The organism is Flavobacterium sp. (assembly GCF_024305175.1).
Lineage (GTDB): Bacteria > Bacteroidota > Bacteroidia > Flavobacteriales > Flavobacteriaceae > Flavobacterium.
In genome coordinates this window covers 22,055-42,974 of record NZ_JAMWYY010000014.1, presented here as the reverse complement: position 1 = coordinate 42,974, position 20,920 = coordinate 22,055, and the positions used below count along the sequence as shown (strand labels likewise).

At 37.6% G+C, this 20,920-nt stretch carries 15 protein-coding genes; 13 read left to right on the top strand and 2 right to left on the bottom strand.

Features of this window, described 5'->3' with window-relative positions; genetic code table 11:
- Positions 1-152: 152 nt before the first annotated feature.
- The 7 genes from Q0K96_RS05225 (at position 153) to Q0K96_RS05195 (ending at position 5,926) form a co-directional block, all read left to right on the top strand.
- Positions 153-968 carry a DUF6268 family outer membrane beta-barrel protein gene (locus Q0K96_RS05225; protein WP_297332952.1) on the top strand — a complete coding sequence of 272 codons (816 nt, stop codon included), beginning with the start codon at positions 153-155 and terminating at the stop codon, positions 966-968.
- Positions 969-970: 2 nt separating this feature from the next.
- On the top strand, positions 971-1,948 hold the full coding sequence (locus Q0K96_RS05220; RefSeq protein WP_297332951.1) for a kelch-like protein: 978 nt from the start codon (positions 971-973) through the stop codon (positions 1,946-1,948).
- Between the two features lie 82 nt (positions 1,949-2,030).
- Positions 2,031-2,327: a DUF4907 domain-containing protein gene (locus tag Q0K96_RS05215; protein WP_297332950.1), complete on the top strand. Its 297-nt coding sequence runs from the start codon at positions 2,031-2,033 to the stop codon at positions 2,325-2,327.
- A gap of 323 nt (positions 2,328-2,650) precedes the next feature.
- A complete protein-coding gene (locus tag Q0K96_RS05210) occupies positions 2,651-3,352 on the top strand; it encodes a sensor histidine kinase (RefSeq protein ID WP_297332949.1) in 702 nt (233 codons plus the stop codon).
- The gene (locus tag Q0K96_RS05205; protein WP_297332948.1) at positions 3,349-4,059 is read left to right on the top strand and encodes a LytTR family DNA-binding domain-containing protein; all 711 of its coding nucleotides are present in this window, start codon (positions 3,349-3,351) and stop codon (positions 4,057-4,059) included. Before Q0K96_RS05210 ends, Q0K96_RS05205 begins: the two co-directional genes overlap by 4 nt.
- A 203-nt stretch (positions 4,060-4,262) precedes the next feature.
- Positions 4,263-4,841 (top strand): Crp/Fnr family transcriptional regulator, encoded by a 579-nt coding sequence (locus tag Q0K96_RS05200; RefSeq protein WP_297332947.1) that lies wholly within the window; start codon positions 4,263-4,265, stop codon positions 4,839-4,841.
- A 71-nt stretch (positions 4,842-4,912) separates the two neighbouring features.
- Complete coding sequence (locus Q0K96_RS05195; RefSeq protein ID WP_297332946.1) at positions 4,913-5,926, top strand: NAD-dependent epimerase/dehydratase family protein; 1,014 nt, start codon at positions 4,913-4,915, stop codon at positions 5,924-5,926.
- A gap of 704 nt (positions 5,927-6,630) precedes the next feature.
- On the opposite strand, the gene Q0K96_RS05190 is transcribed toward Q0K96_RS05195, so the two are convergent.
- Both Q0K96_RS05190 and Q0K96_RS05185 read right to left on the bottom strand, forming a co-directional pair.
- Positions 6,631-8,451 carry a T9SS type A sorting domain-containing protein gene (locus Q0K96_RS05190; protein WP_297332945.1) on the bottom strand — a complete coding sequence of 607 codons (1,821 nt, stop codon included), beginning with the start codon at positions 8,449-8,451 and terminating at the stop codon, positions 6,631-6,633.
- A 73-nt stretch (positions 8,452-8,524) separates the two neighbouring features.
- Entirely contained in the window at positions 8,525-13,417 is a 4,893-nt protein-coding gene (locus Q0K96_RS05185) for a PKD domain-containing protein (RefSeq protein ID WP_297332944.1), read from the bottom strand.
- 334 nt (positions 13,418-13,751) lie between these two features.
- On the opposite strand from Q0K96_RS05185, the gene Q0K96_RS05180 reads away from it, so the two are divergent.
- The 6 genes from Q0K96_RS05180 (at position 13,752) to Q0K96_RS05155 (ending at position 20,897) form a co-directional block, all read left to right on the top strand.
- Positions 13,752-14,408: a DNA-binding response regulator gene (locus Q0K96_RS05180; RefSeq protein WP_297332943.1), complete on the top strand. Its 657-nt coding sequence runs from the start codon at positions 13,752-13,754 to the stop codon at positions 14,406-14,408.
- Between the two features lie 146 nt (positions 14,409-14,554).
- Positions 14,555-15,952: a DNA recombination protein RmuC gene (gene rmuC / locus Q0K96_RS05175; RefSeq protein WP_297332942.1), complete on the top strand. Its 1,398-nt coding sequence runs from the start codon at positions 14,555-14,557 to the stop codon at positions 15,950-15,952.
- An 8-nt stretch (positions 15,953-15,960) separates the two neighbouring features.
- On the top strand, positions 15,961-16,506 hold the full coding sequence (locus tag Q0K96_RS05170) for an acyl-CoA thioesterase (RefSeq protein ID WP_297332941.1): 546 nt from the start codon (positions 15,961-15,963) through the stop codon (positions 16,504-16,506).
- A 48-nt stretch (positions 16,507-16,554) separates the two neighbouring features.
- Entirely contained in the window at positions 16,555-17,652 is a 1,098-nt protein-coding gene (locus Q0K96_RS05165; RefSeq protein WP_297332940.1) for a hypothetical protein, read from the top strand.
- 132 nt (positions 17,653-17,784) lie between these two features.
- A complete protein-coding gene (locus Q0K96_RS05160; protein WP_297332939.1) occupies positions 17,785-18,855 on the top strand; it encodes a hypothetical protein in 1,071 nt (356 codons plus the stop codon).
- A gap of 35 nt (positions 18,856-18,890) precedes the next feature.
- Positions 18,891-20,897 (top strand): FG-GAP-like repeat-containing protein, encoded by a 2,007-nt coding sequence (locus Q0K96_RS05155; RefSeq protein ID WP_297332938.1) that lies wholly within the window; start codon positions 18,891-18,893, stop codon positions 20,895-20,897.
- Positions 20,898-20,920: the final 23 nt, after the last annotated feature.

Below are 20,920 nucleotides of genomic sequence, written 5' to 3'. Positions count from 1 at the left end.
AAGTTGTTGTAATAATTAACCAATATGTCGATTAAAACATCCATTGTGTATATTATGATTTTAGGACAATTCTTTAAAATCTACTTTTGGATAAAGTTTATTACATGCATGTACGTTTATTAATGTTATTGTTTCTGCTATTAAATAATGTTATGATATCTCAGGAATACAATACATCTGCTAACTATACTTATTCGGCTTTTTATAATGATGATACGGCATCTATTTACCGCCATCAGTTTGGTTCTCTGTACAGCCATAATAACTGGAAATATATGTTAGATATTAACCGTGTAAGTATTGAACACCCAATGATGTCTGCATTTGAAACAGAAAACGTTGATAATATACTCTCTATAAAGGGTTCGCTAACATATACAAGGGCACTTAACCAAAAATGGAACATGAGCCTGGTTTTTGCTCCACAGCTTGTGTGGTTTACAGATAACAAACCTGAACTTGAAAATATAATACCGGAAGCGAGTTTAAGCTTTAACAGAAAAATTGGTAAAAGTGAGATGTGGAATGTTTTTTTCGGAGCAAGCTACAGTACAAATTACGGTAAGCCCATAATTTTTCCAATTATGTCGTTACAAGCTTCAATAAGAAAATTTGATATAAATATTGGGATACCCGAAACTGTATTTACTTACAGTATATCTCAGGAACATTCGTTTAGTGCATGGGCACGAACATCATCGGCTTATGCAAAAAATAACGGAAACAACTATTTCTATTCTGGTTTAGGGGAAGATAAGATTGATTATCTTGAATGGTTCGATATTTCGGCAGGTACAGGCTACACATATACATCACATACAGGTTGGGAAACCAGTTTTTTAATAGCAAAAACGCTTTATAATAAATTTGAAATGGAAGGCAATGCGGGCAATCAGCTCGATGTACCATTAGAGAATAACATTTCATTTTCACTAAATTTTATATACAAGTTTAATCTTAAAAAATAACTATGACAAGATTATTGAAATCTACATTTATAACACTGATAGCAACAATGGCATTAACCAGCTGCTCTGATGATGACACAACAAAGGATATAGGGAACTGGATAACAAGTACAGTTTTTGACGGATCGCCCAGAAGCAGTGCTGTAATATTTGCTGATGAAAACTTTGCCTATTTGGGTACAGGCTATGATGGTGACGATTACCTTACCGACTTTTGGCGCTATAATATTGATGGTGGTTACTGGGAACAAATTGCTGACTTTCCGGGTGAACCAAGAAGCTCTGCAACAGGCTTTATGGTTAACGGATTTGGATATGTAGGTACAGGGTATAACGGTACAGAAGAACTTGCCGACTTTTACAAGTATGATACAACAACCGGTATATGGACACCAATTGCAGATTTTGGGGGTACACCAAGACGTGCGGCAGTTGGGTTTAACTCTGTAACAGCAGGGTACGTAGGCTCTGGTTTTGACGGCCAGAATGACCGTAAAGATTTTTGGAAATACATTCCGGAAGAAGATACATGGATAGAATTATTTGGTTTTGGAGGTAACAAAAGAAGAGAAGCCACAACTTTTACTATAGATAACTTTGTTTACTTTGGTACTGGAATATCTAACGGCTCACACCAGGATGATTTCTGGAAATTTGATACGCAAAGCGAAACCTGGACGCGGCTGACTGATCTTGATGATGATGACGATTACAGTATTATGAGATCGCAGGCTACAGCTTTTGCCATAGGCAGTTATGGATATATATGTGGTGGCGACAATGGAAACAGTGTTTGGGAATATGACCCTTCTACAGATAAATGGAGAAGCAAGACAGATTTTGAGGCCGCAAGCCGTGTTGATGCTGTTGCTTTCTCAAATGGTATTCGTGGCTTTGTAGGGCTGGGTAAAAGCGGCACCTATTATTTTGATGATATGATGGAATTTTTGCCTTTTGAAGACCAGGAAGATGATGACTAAAAAACAGTAGTAAGTTTTTGTATATGTTAAGTTATGTTTAAACAACGGCCAAATAGCAATATTTGGCCTATTACCATTTATCATGAAAATTATTTTTTTATTTATAGTTGCAGCAGTAGCTGCTGTATCATGCAGTAATGATATACTTTTGGTAGAAGTATATAAATCAGATGCGGGTTACGGATATAAAATAACAGAAAATGGAAAAGTCCTGATTAAACAAAATACTATTCCTTCACAAAATGGTAATAAAATGTTCTGCGACAGCGTTGATGCCCTTAAAGTAGGTAATGCTGTAAAAAATTTAATTCAGGAAAACAAAGTACCTACCATTAAACAGGATGATCTTTACAGACTAAATATTAAACTTAAATGTTAAGCATTTTATACCAAAAAAGCAGTTTCAGGACTTTTATAATACATTTTTTTGTTTGGGTGTTAGTTCTCTCTTTTCCTGTTATAAACACTTTAACAGGTGAAGGGACATTTAAAGTATGGCGAATAGTTGTGCCTGTCTCTGTTTTCTATTTTAACTATTCTTATCTTGTACCACGCTTACTTTTACGTTCTAAACGGCTATTGTATATAGGCTCTATAATAATCCTCATTATAACGCTTTCATACATTTTAATGTTGTTAGATCCTTTAGACATACCTCCCTTAGTATTGTCTCAGCTACCTCCAGAACGGCCTCATAGCTTCATGGTAAAGGTTTTTCCTTATACTGCTATGATTGTACTGCATCTTTCAATAAGTACCTTATTACGGATATATTCAAGGTTAAATGCCTCTCTTAAGCAACAGGCAGAAACAGAAGCTCAGAAGAAAACCATAGAGCTTAATCTGCTAAAAGCACAACTAAATCCGCATTTCTTCTTTAACTCTCTTAATACCATATATTCGCTTTCAATAAAAAAATCTTCTAAAACACCGGAAGCAATATTAAATCTTGCCGATTTGATGCGTTATATGCTTTATGAAACAAATAAAGAGATGGTTAGGCTGGAGCAGGACATTTTTTATATAGAAAACTATATTGAACTGCAAAAACTAAGACTTACCAGCAACAATAAAGTTACATTTAAAGTTACGGGAAATCCGCAGGGTATCATGATTCCGCCATTACTCTTTATTTCTTTTGTAGAAAACGCTTTTAAATATGGTGTTATGACGAATGGGGAAATAAGTAATATTAACATCGAATTTACCATACAAGATGATTCAATAAAGTTTAATGTAATTAATGATGTTAACACTAATGCATATTTTAGGGTTAATGATACTGGTTTGGGCATAAAAAATGCCGTTGAACGTATTGATATATGCTTTCCTGAAAAAAATATATTTTATACAAAACTTAAAAACGGTAAATTTATAGTTGAATTAACCTTGTTTCTTAAATGAAAATAAATACTGTAATAATAGATGATGAACCACTGGCTATAGATATTATAAAAAAATATTGTGAGTCTATCAATGATATAGAATTGATTGCCACATTTACAAATCCTATAGAAGCTATGAAGTTTATCAATAGCAACAGGGTAGATCTCTTATTTTTGGATATTGAGATGCCAATACTTACAGGATTAGAATTTATAGAAACACTTAATACAAAACCCAGCTTAATATTTACTACCGCATACCCACAGTTTGCAATTGATGCATTTGAATTTGATGCAGTAGATTATCTTGTAAAGCCTGTTTCATATAAACGGTTTCTGAAGGCGGTAAACAAACTGAATAAAAATACTTCTGAAATACTACCATCCGAACAAGCTATAGATTATAAAATTCCAAGCCGGTTTATTTTCGTTAAATCAGATTATGAAAGTGTAAAAATTGTTATTGAGGATATTAAATATATAGAAGGATTAAAAGATTATCTTAAAATTCATCTTACAAATAACCGGTATGTCTTAACACTTTCCAACTTTAAAAACCTGATGGAAAAGCTTCCTGATAATCTTTTTATACGGGTTCATAACTCTTTTGTGGTAAACTTAAAATATGTTGAAGTTATACAAAGAAATAAGATTATTATAGACAATCAGAGAATCCCAATAAGCGGGACATACAAAAACAAATTCTTTGAGAAGATTAAACTTTAGCCCTCTGTTACTTTTCAAGTATAATTTTTTTTAAGTTTACATTAACTAATGGCATAAATTCTACTAAAAGCTTAATTAAATTATTCCTGATAATTTTAAAGTGCTTACGCATAAAAAAGACACAAAACTATAGCTGGTAAAGAATTATGCAAAGCCTCTGTATTTATTAACCAAAGTTCAATAAAACTAAGTACATTAGTACAATGATAGATAGCCTTATAAATACTATAGAGGAGAGTGTGGTTCTTAATGAAAAGGATATCTTACTATGCGAAGGTTATTTTGAACCCATATTATACCCAAAAAACAGGATTATTGAAGAAGAAGGACAAATACCAAAATATTTGTATTTTGTCGTTTCAGGTTTTATCAGGTTATTCAGCTATAACAAAGACGGTAATGAGGTTACCTCACATATAAACTGCCCTCCTGGTTTCATTACTTCCTACAGGCATTTTTCAGATCAGACACCTGCCGGTGAAAACCTGGAATGCATAAGTGAGTGCCACCTGCTGCGTATCAGCAAAAAAGACCTCGATTATATAATAAATAATAGTCCTGCCCTTAAAGACTTTAGTATTTGGGTTTTCCAGCAATCTATTTTATACAATGAAAACAGGGCTAAAGCACTGGCCACTTTAACTGCCGAAGACCGATACCTCCATTTTATAAAATCCCATCCTGATGTATTGCATAACGTTCCTCTGCAATATATAGCATCATTTTTAGGGATGAACCCCAAAAGCCTGAGCAGGATCAGGAAAAAAATTACAGGCCGTTGATTAAGTAACATTTGTGAAGTGCAGTTACAATCATTAAGCTCAATTTTGTTTCATAATTAAATACATAAATTATGAAAAAACAAAATCTGGCACTTGTTACCGGTGCTAACGGACATTTAGGTAATAACCTGGTAAGGCTGCTGTTAAAAAAAGGCATACCAGTAAGGGCATCTGTAAGAGATATTACCAATAAAGCTCCTTTTGAAGGGCTCGACTGCGAAGTGGTTTATGCAGATATGACCGATAAAAAATCTATGGTAAGGGCGCTGCAGGATGTTCATACATTTTATGCTGTTGGCGCAGTGTTTAAATTGTGGGCTAAAAATCCGAAGGAAGAAATTTATGATGTTAATGTACAGGGTACAAGATATATGATTGAAGCGGCAGCAGAAGCCTGTGTACAAAAAATTGTATACATAAGCTCTATAGCTGCGCTTAATTATACTAAAACGCCAATAACAGAAGATAACGGCTATAACCCTGACCGCAGGGATATGTACTACAACTCAAAGAGCGATGGCGAAAAACTGGCTTTTGAGCTGGCAAAAAAACTGAATATTGAACTTGTTGCCGTATTACCCTCTGCCATGATTGGCAGTACCGCTTTTAAACCTTTAAGTACATCATATAATATAATTGACCTGATACTGAAAGGAAAAGTTCCTGTTGAAACAAATATCAACATAAACTGGATTAATGTTAAAGATGTAGCTGAAGGATGCTATATGGCTGCTGAAAAAGGATTAAATGGCGAAAGGTATATACTTGCCAATGAAAAATCTATATCATTGAGAGAGACTACTATTATTGCAAAGCAGCTTTTCCCTAACCTCAATATAAAACTACCCGTTTCAGTTCCTAAAGTTGTTTTATTTTTTGTGGCAGCACTTATGGAATCTGTAAGTAAAATATTGGGTAAAGCGCCTGTACTCACGATTAAGGATATTGCAATGTTCTCCGGGCTTAAACAGGATTTTGATATTTCAAAGGCAAGACACCAACTCGGGTTTAATCCCAAAGCGCCCCGTCAGGTTGTTGAAGAAGCTATGTTATACCTGGTCAAAATGCAACGTAAAAGCAATTAAAGAATTAATATTATTAACTGTTAATCATTACTACAATAATAATTTTTATAATGCTTAAACTAAAATACTAAAGGCTTTTAAAATGCCCTTATCGTTGATATTTCAAAAAGTGAAGGTATAACCCCTACTCTACTAAATTATTATTTCCGTTAAAAGAAAATCCTTTTAAGGCAGTTGCACAAAAGATAATGGCTCAGGAACCGGAAACATTATGATACGTATCAACATTCAGAAAAATAGTATAGCCTGCATATGATTTTTATGACTCTTGTGATCTTATTTTGCGCTTTATATAACACAGCTTCTGAAACAAAAGGTGACCCGCGAAGCAGAATGTGCGCTTCTTATTACAGATTTAATTACAGTAGGTACAGCACGCATAACGCTGGATTCTTAGTAGGTCAGTAAATTATCCCGGCAGAATTTGATCACTATATATGTTATACCACCTTCCGCTCAGTCATATTAAGGCACATTCAAATCTCTTTTATAAATAATAATTAAACTTATTACTATTACCGTTATAAATCCTTGTGAGTAAAACGGTGAGCGTCTTTCAATATGAGTATATAAGGTGTTTGTGGTGGTTTTAAGTCGTCATACCTCCCCGAAAGAAAAAGCCTTTCGAGAAATCGAAAGGCTTTGCTATTTCAAGTATAATATCATATAGTATACTGAATATTAAAAATATATGGATTTAAAATTTACTCCTTAATTATCTTTTGGCTTACAACTTTACCATCAGCAGTATATAGTTTCAGCAAATAAGTACCACTTTTAAGTTCTTCTAATTGTATACTGTTTTGAGAATTTTTTACATCTCCACTTTTAACTATCTGCCCTAACAGGTTCATAACTTCAAACGCGCTAACGGTTTCTTCCGTTTGTAGATAGATAAGCCCATTTGTAGGATTAGGATATACTTTTAGATTATTAAAGCTATGGTCTTCAATTCCTGCATTTGTTCCGCAGGGTACAGCAGCCAGCTTGGCAATAAAAAAATCAGTATAGCTTGTTATACCGCCAACTTTTGTAAGCGTTTCAATACCATCATCTTCTGCTGTAAACAGTTGATTTCTTTGGTATCCTCCTGCAATATAATTACCATCATTATCAGTTGCAATTGCTGTAAAAGAATCTTTATTGCCAAAGTTGCCCATAACATCATGCAGCGCAAAAGCTACTCCTGTTTCTTTATTTATTCGCAATATTACCGGGTCACTTAAATAATTTTGGCCGCGGTCAATTGAAACTTCATCCCAAGTGCCCTGAAACATCTCTGTAGCTACCGCAATTTCATCGCCATTTATTGCAATATCATACGGGAAATTTAATGATGTTTCTGTATCCGGTGCACTTCCCCAGGTTACCATACCATCAGGTGACATTTTCAGGACAAATGCAACCATTCCCGGAGTTGGAGGAAGTGTGTAGTTGCTGAATGTCGTTACAGCCCCCCCATTATTATTATAAATACCGCTTATATAAAAACTTGAATCTTCATCTAATACGAAATCAAATATCCGGGTGGTGTTAGCGTTAAGCGACATATTTTCTTCTAAACGCCAAATTTCATTACCTTCTTCGTCAATAGCAAGAATAAATGAACATTTTTCAAATGCTGTACCACCATAAGAAAGCGGTATTAAAGTGCTGTTTCCTGGATAAGTACGATGACCTGATATATAATATCTGCTAAGAATTTCATCATAATTAAATTGAACCTGTGACTGCTCTATAATACCTTCCATTGGTAAGTCCAATACATCGAGGTATTCGCCTTCAGGGCTTACTGTTACAATAAAGAATTTGGCAGTATTAGTAAAGGTTTCAGGAACAGTTACCTGCCCCTCTAAATGTGTACCGTAAACAAGCCCTACCAGCAACCTGACATTACCATTATTATCTACTATAACAGGTCCCATTAATGAGCCTAAATTATTCAAATTCACATCACCCTGAAGCATTTTATACCATGCCAGTGAGCCATCATCTGTATTATATTTTACAAGCGCAGCGGTTTTATATCCTTCCTGTACCTGCCCTGTACCATCAAGATAAGGAAGTGCAACTTCCGGAGAAAAATGTGGCGGTACATATATTTGCCCAGGACCAGTAAGGTTTTGCACAGTAGCAGTTAGATATAATCCGCCTTCATTGTCCAAAGCTAATTTATGGCTACGGTCATTACCACCACCGCCAAGGGTTTGCGTCCACCTGAACGTACCATCGCAAGTTGTAGAGATTAATAGTACATCTATTGCATTATATTCATTATATACCGTAATTGGAAGGCCATCATATTCTGTCTGCTGCCGTGTTATGTAAGCAAGAAAATAATAGTTGTTATCATGATCAACGACGATATCTTTTATTTGCTCGCTATTGGTATATGCAAATGATGTACCTCCTTCACTTGGACTGCTGACAATTCCTCCACCACGTTTTGCCCACTGCCAGTTGTATTCCTGAGCGGAAACTGAATATGTGATAATAAAGAACAGGCTTAGTAATAGTTTTTTCATAAATTTTAATTGAATTATTTTTAAATAATAATAAAAAAATGCCACAGCAAAAACTGTGGCATTTTTTTATTATTTATTTTATTACAAGTACCCTTTGCAAGGCACGTTGGCCGTCTGCCTCTATGCTCACAATGTAGCTACCTGAAGAGAGGATTTCGGTTGACACTTCTATTTTACCAGATAAAGCATTAAGTTTAATTTCATTTACCGGTACACCAAGAAGATTATAAATTATTAATTTATCTGCAGATGAATACATATTTCCTAAATCATATTCTACAATCGTAAAACTTTCTGCAGGATTTGGCGTCATTATTAGTTTAGTATCGTCTCCCGTCGCCGCACTGCGTGCCTGTGAAGAACCACCCTTAGGGAAAGTAATTTCTGCTGCCTGAAGGCAATCTTCTCCCTGTACAATCAGTATATCCGTTCCGCCATTAAAACTACTGTCAGGAATAAATTGCAAAGGCCCAAAATTATAAGTACCTCCGGCAGGAATAGTAACTGAAGATGGAATATAAACACCATAACTGTTAAAACTGCTTAGAGAAACAGTCATTGGCGCAGAAGAACCATTAACAATATAGCCACTTACCAGATAAACTCCTTCTCCATTATATATAACATTCCTGATTACTATCCTGAGTTTACAATCATCATATTCACATTCTTCAAAGCTTGGTGATACACTAAACGTATTACTTTCTTTAACGCATCCATCCTGCTCTAAAATTAGCTGGTAGTCACCGGCCTGTGTAACTTCTATGTTAGATACAGGGCTGTTGTTACCTGAAAGTACAACCTGATTATTTACCATCCACTCGTAATGACCCACAGTAATAAGCGGGGCAAGTACATACCATGCCGGGTCTGCTGTAAGACATAAACTATAGCAACCGGTAGGAATCATCCATAATGATGCTTCCAGTGGATGTGGTATGGTTAAGGTTGATTTTGTCTGGCAACCGTTAACATCAGTATAATATACTCCAATAGCACCGCCAATTGAAGAATAAGTTGTAGTACCTGAAGTACCATTAGTCCAGTTATAATTTCCCTGACCTCCGGATGCAGTTACCTCAACAAGATATGGTTCGCAGGTAATAACCTGATAACTCAGTACCGGCTCTGCAACTGCAGGATAAACCGTTACGGTTATATTGTCAGCGTTACTACAGGCAGATGAACCTGTAAGCCTCACTTCGAGAGTAAAAGTATAAGTACCCGGAGTAGCAGTATCTATTGGGATATCTAATGGTGTAGCAGAACTCCATGTACCGTAAGCACCCGAAGCTGGGGCTGAATTAATAAGCCACCTGTATTCAACACCACTTGATGGCCCCGAACCATGTACACTTTCCTCTCCTTCATTACATACTGTAGTAGGCCCGCTTACACGAACCTGCGGCTGTGATAATATAATAACTGAAGCTCCGGAATTAGATGCAAACTTACAACCGTTTGCATCATATGCCGTTACCCAATACGTTCCGGTAGCAGGTGGAGTAAATACGTTACTCATGGAAGTAGCTACCACTTGGTCTCCCTTCATCCAATCAAAAGAAGCGGGCATAGGAGCACCCAAGCCAGGATTAAATGTTATAGTAGGAGAAGGATTTTGTCCTTGGCAAGCAGGGGTATTGGCTGACGTTAATAATGCGTTAAGATATTCATTCTTTATTATATCTGTAAAACCTGAGTAACTTATAGAAGAACAACTTAGTGGGGAACTTTCCTCAAGCATTACCTGAAAGTTGGTAAAAGCGTTAGCAATTTGTATCTCAGTTACAGGGCCGCTGGCAATATAGCTGGTTCCGTTAAAAAACCACTGGTATGTATTATTTGGATTGTAATTGTTAATAGTTAAGGTTATCGGCGACTCGGCACAATAAGCATTGTCAATAGGCCCTACACTTGCATTAGGCAGCGGATCCAGCACTATGGTTTTGGTTATACTGCATGACGGCCTGCCTGGTGAAGTTAACTGGAGAGTAAAATTATAGCTTCCGGGAGCTAAATTAGAAACTGTTACTTCTTCTCCTGTCTGTGTTGTCATAGCAGGACTGCTAAAGGTGTAGGTAACAGGATTATCGGAGCCAATATCAAATATTGTACTATTATTAAACAAGGTTACATCATAACCTGTTCCAGCGCCGTTGCAGGTAACTGTATAATTAAAATCCGGATCATAATTAGTAATAACTTCTACCTGGCGTTGTGTCATACAAGGCCCTTGCGGTGTCTGGAAAGTAATAAATGCAGTTATTAAATGAGTGCCCGGCACATCTGAATAGAACTGAGCGCCTCCGGTATTTCCTGATACAAGGCTAATAAGCGGGCTTCCTACCCAGCTAACACTTGCTGTACCGTTAAAACTTAACGATGCGGAAATTGTATTACACGAAGTCCAGCCTGCGCTTAAATTTATATTTGCATCAGAAGGTATAGAGCATGGATCTCCAGGCTCACAATTATCACTAACACTAATATTCTGAGAATTTACGATACATCCGTTACTGTCTTCAACCTGTACATAATACACCCCTAATGGACTTCCAACGGGTATCTGATATGTACTGGAGTTTGCATTTGGTATAGGTGTATTATTTCTATACCACTGGTAAGTCAACGTGAGGTTAAGGCCACTAACAGCGTTTGCAGAAATAATAATACTTCCGTCATAATTATCAGGGCAAATACCATAATCGTAACCAGGGCTTATACTTATTGTAGTTTGCGGATATACAAGTATAACATCAGTTGAATAAGGTTCATGACTACAGCCGTTAGGGCTAACAAGAGTAGCAGTAATCGTAAAATCTATATTGCTTCCTGTAGTATTAGTATAAGGATTATTGAGTGTATAAAGCCCTGACGAACTTACAGGGGTAGTTTGCGTGCTGCCATTTCCGAAATCCCACAATACAGATCCAGAAGTTACAGGCTGTGGAGATGTTATTATCAATTCAGCATTAATTTGTGAACCAAAACAAATAGCCGTGGGCACATCAAGATCCAATTCCGGCAGTTCATACAATTCTACATTTGTATCTATATAGTAATCTTCTCCGCATGCCTTTACCCGAAGCCTTAAAACCCCCGTATTACTATTAGAAATTTCATTCCAGCTTACTGTTACTGTAGGGCTGTTTATACCATCAATAACGTTACCGAAGTTATCAAGTACAAGCCATTCGATATAATCCGGAGTAAAATTTAAAAAACTTGCTGTATATGTTGTTACACTACTCGGGCAGAAAATAGTTTTATTTTCATCGTTTGTTACTACTACATCCGGTTGTAAAGGGTATATATCGAATACCGTAGCTTCAGACTCACAACCCGGTGCTGTAACAAACTTTTGTATTACACTAAGTGCATATGGGCCGGCAGGGCCAAATTCTACAGTTACAGTTTCACCTGTAGAGCTTCCAAATATTGTTCCGTTTGTAACACTCCATTCATATAACACATTAGGGTTATTATTGGCAAGTGTATATTCATAAGGATTTCCGGGGCATATATAAATTTCCCCATCAAGTGTTCCTGAAGGTGGCTGGGGGGTATCATAAACATCTATGGTAAAAGGTTCGCTATCACATGAGTTATTACCATTTACCACAGAGAGTGTGTAAGAACCTGAATCGGTAAATGTATGCTGAAAACTAACCCCGGTAAATGTTGCAACCACAGTATTATTACTGATTAATGTCCAGTCAACAACAGCATTTTCAGAATTTGTATAGGTATACTCAATATTTTCGCATACTTCCTGTTCTCCAATTACAGATGTTCCTTCTCCTATCGTAAAACTAAAACTTGCTGAGCCTTCGCAGCCTACAAGAGTGTTATAGTATTTACACTCTAACACATAGTCTCCCGGTTCTAAAGCATCTACTACAATTTTGTTTCTTTGTGAAGTATAAACAAGGCTCGTGGCTGATCCGGGGTTGCTTAAAGAATTAAGATTCCATAGAAAATCTGTTGTTGCCCACTGAGGCAAACTAAACACACCCTGATCTCCTACACAAATTTCTGAAGGCCCTGTAATTTGACCTCTCCTTAATATAACTGGCACCCTTATACTCGTCCAGAAAGGGCATGCACATTCACTTCTGTAATTAACTGTTCCAAAACCGTCCGGCCCTACCTGATCCCATCTTACATCAATGCTTATACCATTATTTGCTACTATCGTACCGCCGGTAACTTCCCAGTTACCGGGACAATTTGCACTTGTGGTATAATTGGCTACATCTCCTTCGCATACTATAGCAGGGCAATATATTTCTACATCGGGCTTATCTTCAATCTTTACCTCTAAAGAATAAGAACTGTAACAGTTACATAAGTTATACACCACTAACTTTACATTATAATTACCTGCCTGGTTATAATTATGTATAGGCTCATAAGCTGTTGAGTAAGTGCCGTCGCCAAAATCCCAGAAATAAGCGAACAAATCTGTACCTCCGTTAGTAATAGAGAGGTTGTCAAAATACACATCAGAATCAATACAAAAAACAGGTTCCGGGTTTATACCGTAAATATCAAATTCAGCTTTCGGGCTCACTATTTTCTCTACGCATATAGTAATATTTTGTTCAGAACCGTCAGAATAACTTATAATTATACCTATAAATCCGTTACCTGCAGCATCCCAATCAATTGATGCAGATTCACTTACCGGACCATAAGTATTAGTTATAGTACCTCCGGTAACCGTCCACGAAACATCTGTTATGTCATCACCAAATATGGTATATGTTACAGAAGTATATTCGCAGAATCTTACACAAGGGCCATCTTCAATGTCCTCTAATAGTCGAAGTCGTTTAGGGTCTTCAGATGTACCTTCACTATCATATTCTATACACCCAACTTGTTGTGTCCAATAAATTGAAGTTCCGTTTTGGGCATACGAAATTGTTGTAAATACTATCATCCAGAAAAGGAGAAAAAGCATTTTCTTTAAATGTTTAAAAATGTTTTTTTGTTGCATAATAATTAGTAGTTGGATTAGACATAAGTTTAAAATTTTCTTAAACTTAGCAAAAAAATAAGCCCTTAATTACCAGCTAAGTGACATTTTAACATTAACAATTAAAAAGCAACACTCTATGTTAAAATAAACTTAAAAACAACTTTATGATATTATCATATATAATATTATTTTAACAATTCAATGTAAATGTGTTGTAAATACACCTTCAGATTTAACTAATATTCCGACTCTTTATCTTAAAAATTTAATAAATTGGCTTTTATTGAATATCCATCCCAATTAAAAATTCTTTCTTATGAATATATTAATTGTAGAAGACCATCCGATGACAGCCCTAATGTATAAGGATCTCATAGTTGAAGAATCAGTTGTAGCTACTACCAATAATATTACGATTGTACAAACATGCCAGGAAGCATATAGTATGATTGATATTTGTGCTAAATCGGGAACAGGTTATGATCTCGCAATTCTGGATCATAATATTCCCTCCTATCCTGAAAAGAAGCTAAATTCAGGTGGAGATATTGCATTATTAATAAAAAAAATGTTCCCTTCCTGTAAAGTATTCATAATCACTTCTCATACCGAAGTATTAATAATTTATGACCTTATAAAAAAGGTTAAACCAGAAGGCCTTGCCATTAAAAATGACATTACAGCCTACAATTTTCCTGATATAATACGTGATATAATTGCGGGTAAGATATATAAGAGTATGTTGGTAAAGCAGTGTCTGAACACTATATGGAAAAAAGGCATTATGATTGAAGATTATAACCGGCAAATTTTAATGTATCTGGCAAAGGGCTATAGGTTAAAAGACATAGAACAAATAATTCCGTTATCGCCAAGTGCCATCCGCAACAGGATAACTAAAATGAAAAAAGTATTCAATAGCAACGACAACAACTCGCTAATAAGGCAGGTAATAGAAGAACATTATTTATAAGCATCTGTTTAGTAATATTTTTTTAATAGCTGTATCCTAAGCAATGATATTAAAACAGCTACAGTCCGAAAAGAAATCTTATCATAATAACTTAAACTGCATGCAGGTATTTTGCTTATTTTTACGTTTCAGTAAATACAATAAAAATGCCTGATACTATTATATTACTACTCGCCTTTGTTATTGCCTTAGCCATTGGCATATACATAGGAAAGTTACTCTTTTCTTCAAAATCAGAATCCGAAAAAAAAGTGCTGGAAGAACGCAATGCAGGCTTCCTTATGCAGATAGAGCAACTAAGGCAACAGGCCTCCAACGAAAAAGCATTACTCGAAAAGCAGTTTGTACAACTGCAGGAAGAGCGTAACGGGCTGCGTACTGAAAAAGACGCACTGGCTATACAACTAACCAAAAGGGAAACCGATTATGACAACCTTTTGGAACGCATGAAGGAACAAAGGCAGGAAACAGAACACCTAAGGGAAAAATTTACCAAAGAGTTTGAAAATCTTGCCAATAAAATACTTGAGGAGAAATCGAATAAGTTTACCGAGCAGAACAAGGAGAATATAAGGAACATCCTCTCCCCGCTTCAGGAAAAAATACACCTGTTTGAGAAAAAGGTGGAAGACACCCATAAAGAGAGTATCGATTATCATGCTGCGCTGCGGCAGCAGATAGTAGGGCTGCGGGAAATGAACGAGCAAATGAGCCGTGAAACGCTTAACCTTACCAAAGCGCTTAAGGGCGACACCAAAATGCAGGGCAACTGGGGTGAGCTTATACTGGAGCGCGTGCTCGAAAAATCGGGGCTGGAAAAAGGGCGTGAGTATTTTGTGCAGCAGAGCCATACCACCGAAGAAGGAAGCCGCGTAATGCCTGATGTGGTAATAAGCCTGCCCGATGGTAAGAAAATGGTGGTTGACAGTAAAGTTTCCCTCGTGGCTTATGAACGGTATGTGAATGAAGAAGACGACCCATTAAGGCTGGCACACCTTAAAGAGCACTGCAACAGCATACGCCGCCATGTAGAGCAGCTAAGTGCTAAAAATTACCATGACCTTTACAGTATGGAGAGCCCCGATTTTGTGCTGCTTTTTATACCCATTGAGGCTGCTTTTGCGTATGCATTAAATGAAGACAACACATTATATAATAAAGCCTTTGAGAAAAATATAGTAATTGTTACACCGAGCACACTGCTGGCAACACTACGTACTATAGACAGTATGTGGACCAACCAGAAGCAGCAGGAAAACGCTTATGAAATAGCTCGCCAGGCAGGTGCATTATATGATAAATTTGAAGGTTTTGTTACCGACCTTATTACTGTGGGCAAACGGATGGACGAAGGTAAAAAGGCCTATCAGGGTGCCATGAATAAACTGATAGAAGGGCGCGGCAATATTGTAACCTCTATAGAAAAGCTTAAGAAAATGGGAGCCAAAGCCAAAAAAACGCTGCCTGAAACTATAATTCAGCGCGCTGAACAAAAAGAAGAAGAAGCGCTTGAGGATGATGCACACAACTTGCTAAACATGTAAATAATAATATGGAAGATAATTTCAGGAAATTAAGCGCATCACGAGTTACAATCTCAGAGCTTATGCTGCCAAGCCATACCAACTTTAGCGGTAAAATACATGGCGGGTATATTTTAATGCTGATGGACCAGATAGCTTTTGCCGCCGCATCTAAATTTTCGGGTATGTACTGTGTTACAGCCTCTGTAGATACCGTAGATTTTTTAAACCCTATCGAGGTTGGCGAACTCGTTACACTAAAAGCATCTGTAAACTATGTAGGCAACAGCTCTATGGTAGTAGGTATAAGGGTAAGCTCAGAAAATATACAAACGGGCAAGGTAAAGCATTGCAATTCATCTTATTTTACAATGGTTGCGAAAAATAAAGAAGGCAAAAATGTTTCGGTGCCACGTCCTGTTTTTACAACGCTGGAAGAAGTACGCCGCTTTTACAACGCTAAAAAAAGAATAGAGTTTAAAAAGCAGCACGATTACCATCAGGAAAATTTTGACCATACTACTACAGAATCGATTAACATGCTTAAAGAAATGAATGTAAGGGTTGAGTTATAAGCTCTAATTCAGTAAATATTTTATATTTGCGGTAACAGTACCGTAAATATGAAGAACAATTACTTTTTTAACGCCGTTACCTTTATTATTTCATCATTGTGTTTTATTTCGTGTGGTAACGACGAAGATTATAAACAACTGCCTCCTGATAACGAACCCGTATCACCTGTAACTTTAAACCTCGATGCGGTGCCTTATGCTACCCTGTCAGAGTATAATTTTTATGAAGGCGATTTAAAAAACCTAAGCCCAGTGTATAAGGTTTTACCTTATAATCTAAACAGCGAACTGTTTACTGATTATGCCCTTAAAAAAAGGTTTATCTGGATGCCGGCGGGCAGTAAAGCAACTTACATTTCAGACAGTAAAATACCCGATTTTCCTGTGGGTACTGTACTCATAAAAAACTTTTATTATGATACAGTAGGCCCTGAAAATTCTACATATATAGTTGAGACAAGGCTGATGATAAAAAAAGCAAGCGGCTGGATATTTGCTACTTATGTATGGAATGATGAGCAAACAGAAGCAGTTTTGGATACTGACGGACATGCATTGCGTATAAGCTGGAACCAAAACGGTGCAGCCATGTCTACTAATTATAAAGTACCTACACCACAGGACTGCCTTAAATGCCACCAGTTAAACGAAACACCTGTACCTGTTGGTGTAAAACCACAAAACCTTAACAAGATGTATGCCTATGCCGACGGAACTAAAAACCAGCTGACAAAATGGATAGATGCAGGATATTTAGACACCAAGCCAAATGGTATAATAGCTACGGTTAACTGGCAGGACGAAACACAGCCTTTAGAACTGCGCGTGCGCTCTTACCTTGACATTAATTGTGCACACTGCCATAGCTTGGGGACATCATGCGACTATACACCTATGGAACTTTCTTTCGCACAAAGCGAAACAGCTTTTAACCTAGGTGTTTGCAGGGAGCCTGTAGATTTTGTTACAGGTAACCAGCAGTATATCGTGAAGGGCGGAGATGTAGAGGGGTCATTAATGCATTTCAGGATGAGCACCACAATACAATCGGAAATGATGCCCACACTTGGGCGCACCGTTGTGCACCAGGAAGGGCTGGAGCTTATTGAAGACTGGATAAACAGCCTTGAAAACACTTGTGATTAACAGTTTTTAAAATTTAATTTAATTTAATGAAGTAGGGTTTTTATTTCTATATTTGTTATCATTCACACAATTATGTAGGATAACTTTATGAAATACAACTATTATTTAAAAACTCTTCTGTTAATAACATTAATGCTGTTTACCGCCTGTGGTACAGATGACGGTGAGGAATACACCGAAGTTCCTGATCCGGTATCGCCCGTGGTTATGGACTTAACTGCAGTACCCTATGCAAAACTTTCCGATTATAAATTTTTTGAAGGCGATCTTAAAAACCTTCAGCCCTCTTATAAAGTACTCCCTTATGAACTGAACAGTGCATTATTTACTGATTATGCCCATAAAAAACGTTTTATATGGATGCCGGCAGGTAGTAAAGCTGTTTATACCGCAGATAGTGAGTTGCTTAACTTCCCCTCGGGCACTGCTTTAATAAAAAACTTTTATTATGAAAATGTGCAGCCGGGTAATACTACACGTATTATAGAAACCAGGCTGATGATTAAAAAAGGCAGCGAGTGGCTTTTTGCCGATTATGTATGGAATGATGAGCAGACAGAAGCGTTTCTTGACCTTGATGGCAGCTTTACCGATGTAAGCTGGAATGAAAACGGTTCACCTAAAAGTGCCAGCTACAGGATACCTTCGGAAACAGAGTGCCTTACCTGCCACAAAATAAACAACAGCAACGGTAACTCAGGCCCGCTTGCCATACCAATAGGCACCAAGCCCCAGAACCTTAACAGGATGTATGCCTATGCCGATGGTAACGCGAACCAGTTAAGCAGGTGGATACAGGAAGGCTATCTTGAAGATAACCTGCCGGGCAATATAACCAGTACTGTTAACTGGCAGGATGCCAGCCAGCCTTTAGAGCTAAGAGTACGCTCTTATGTTGATATTAACTGTGCACACTGCCACAGTGAAGGCGCCCATTGCGACTATATGCCTATGCGCTTTGCTTTTAGCGAGACTACAAACCCAGAAAATCTGGGTGTATGCATAGAACCTCTGGAGTTTATAAATCCGTCTATTTCTCATATTGTAGCCAAAGGCAATCCTGCGCGAAGCGCATTATATTACAGGCTTAACACTACAGATGAATCTTATCGTATGCCTATGCTTGGCCGCACTATTAAGCATGATGAAGGCATACAGCTAATGGCAGACTGGATTAATTCTTTAGAAGGGCCTTGTCCATAATATACAACCTGACTATTAATAAACAACCTCACATTATGAAAAAGATTTTTACTATTATTTCCTGCGGCATAAGTGCTTTTGCGCTGCATGCCCAAAACAATTGCGCTACAGCAGTACCCGTAACTGTAGGTATATACAATGCCACCTATTCAGATGGCAGCCAGGTACCTGCACCTATTTGTACTAATGGTGTTAATAATAATGTTACAAAAGGTATATGGTATAGCTACACATCTGCAACTACAGTAAACGTTACAGTAAGTACAGATGTGCAGGGGTTTACCCCGCAAGACACGCGTGTGCATGTATATAATGGCATGTGTGGTAACCTTACCTGCGTTGCAGGAGATGACGACAGCGGCTCAAGCTATTCCTCTATAGTAAGTTTTACGGCACAGGCAGGCGAAACCTATTATATTGCTTTTGATAATAACTGGAATGACTTCAACTTTACTTTTCAGGTGTTCGAAACAGCATTTACACCGGCATTATTTGAAACCGTACAGTATAATGCTACCGGCTCTTATGTTATGTGTGTTGTTGATATGAATGGCGATTATTTTGATGATATAGTTATCCCTGATAATAACCAGATTAAAATGTTTTATCAGCAAACAGACGGTACTTTTACAGAAACTGCAAGAGTGGCGGGCAGTACTCCTTACATGCCGGGCTGGAGCCTTGCAGCAGGAGACTATGACGGAAACGGCTTTAACGACCTGCTTTATGGCAATGGTAACGGTGCAGCCTTAATGATAGCCAATGCAGATGGCACACAATATACAGCCATGCAATCGCCACAGTCTATTTTTTCGCAGCGCACCAACTTTGTCGATTTAAACAATGATGGGCATCTTGATGCATTTGTTTGCCATGATGTTGCGCCAAACTGTTACTTTCTTAATGACGGCAATGGCGGTTTTAGCTGGGTACAGGGCGGAATTGGCGATCACCCGAGTGGTGGTAACTATGGCTCGATATGGGTAGATTATGATAATGATGGCGATGCCGACCTGTTTATTGCAAAATGCCGTGGTGGCGGAGACCCAGCCTCGATAAACGAACTTCACCGAAATAATGGCGATGGCACTTTTACCAACGTAAGCCAGGAAGCCAACCTTGCCGATATGCTGCAAACATGGTCTACAGCCTGGGGCGATTTTGATAATGATGGCGACATGGATGCCCTTGTAGGAGCAAACTCAACGGCAAACGGGCCACATAAATTAATGCGGAATAATGGTGACGGTACTTTTACTGATGTTACTGAAGGCTCCGGCTTTGCTGACCTTTTTGAACTGAACCGTGAGCATATAGCACACGATTTTAATAATGACGGGTGGATAGATGTTATGGGCGGCGGCAACTACATAATGTTTAATAACGGCGACATGACCTTTACAAAAACGCAGGCAAATGCCTCTGTTGGGCCTATTGGCGATTTAAATAATGATGGTTTCCTGGACATCCTGAACTTTAACCAGATGAAACTGAATAACGGCAATGATAATAACTGGATAAAACTGCACCTTGAAGGTACCGAAAGCAACCGTAACGGTATTGGTGCCCGTGTAGAGGTGTATGCTGAAGGTGACGGATGGGAAAAACAAATTCGTGATGTGCGCAGCGGAGACGGTTTCCGTTACATGAGTTCGTTAAACACACATTTTGGGCTTGGCACTACAGATGCTATAGAGCAGATTATAATTAAATGGCCTTCTGGCATTATAGATGTTATAGAAAACCCTGATGTTAACCAGGCTATTACGGTGCAGGAAGGCTCTACGCTTGGTACAGGTAAATTTACCACTAAACTGTTCAGCACCTACCCTAACCCGGTTAAAGATGTCCTGAATTTTACATCGGACGATACTACACAAATTACAGAAGCACACGTTTATGATATTTCCGGTAAGCTTATTATCACAAATAAGGTAGAAAATAATGCACTTAAAGTGCAGCAGCTTGCAAACGGCAATTACCTGCTTGTATTAAAAGACAGCAATGGTAAATATCATTCTGCTAAATTCATAAAGAAATAAACTACAAAAATCAACTATGTCTG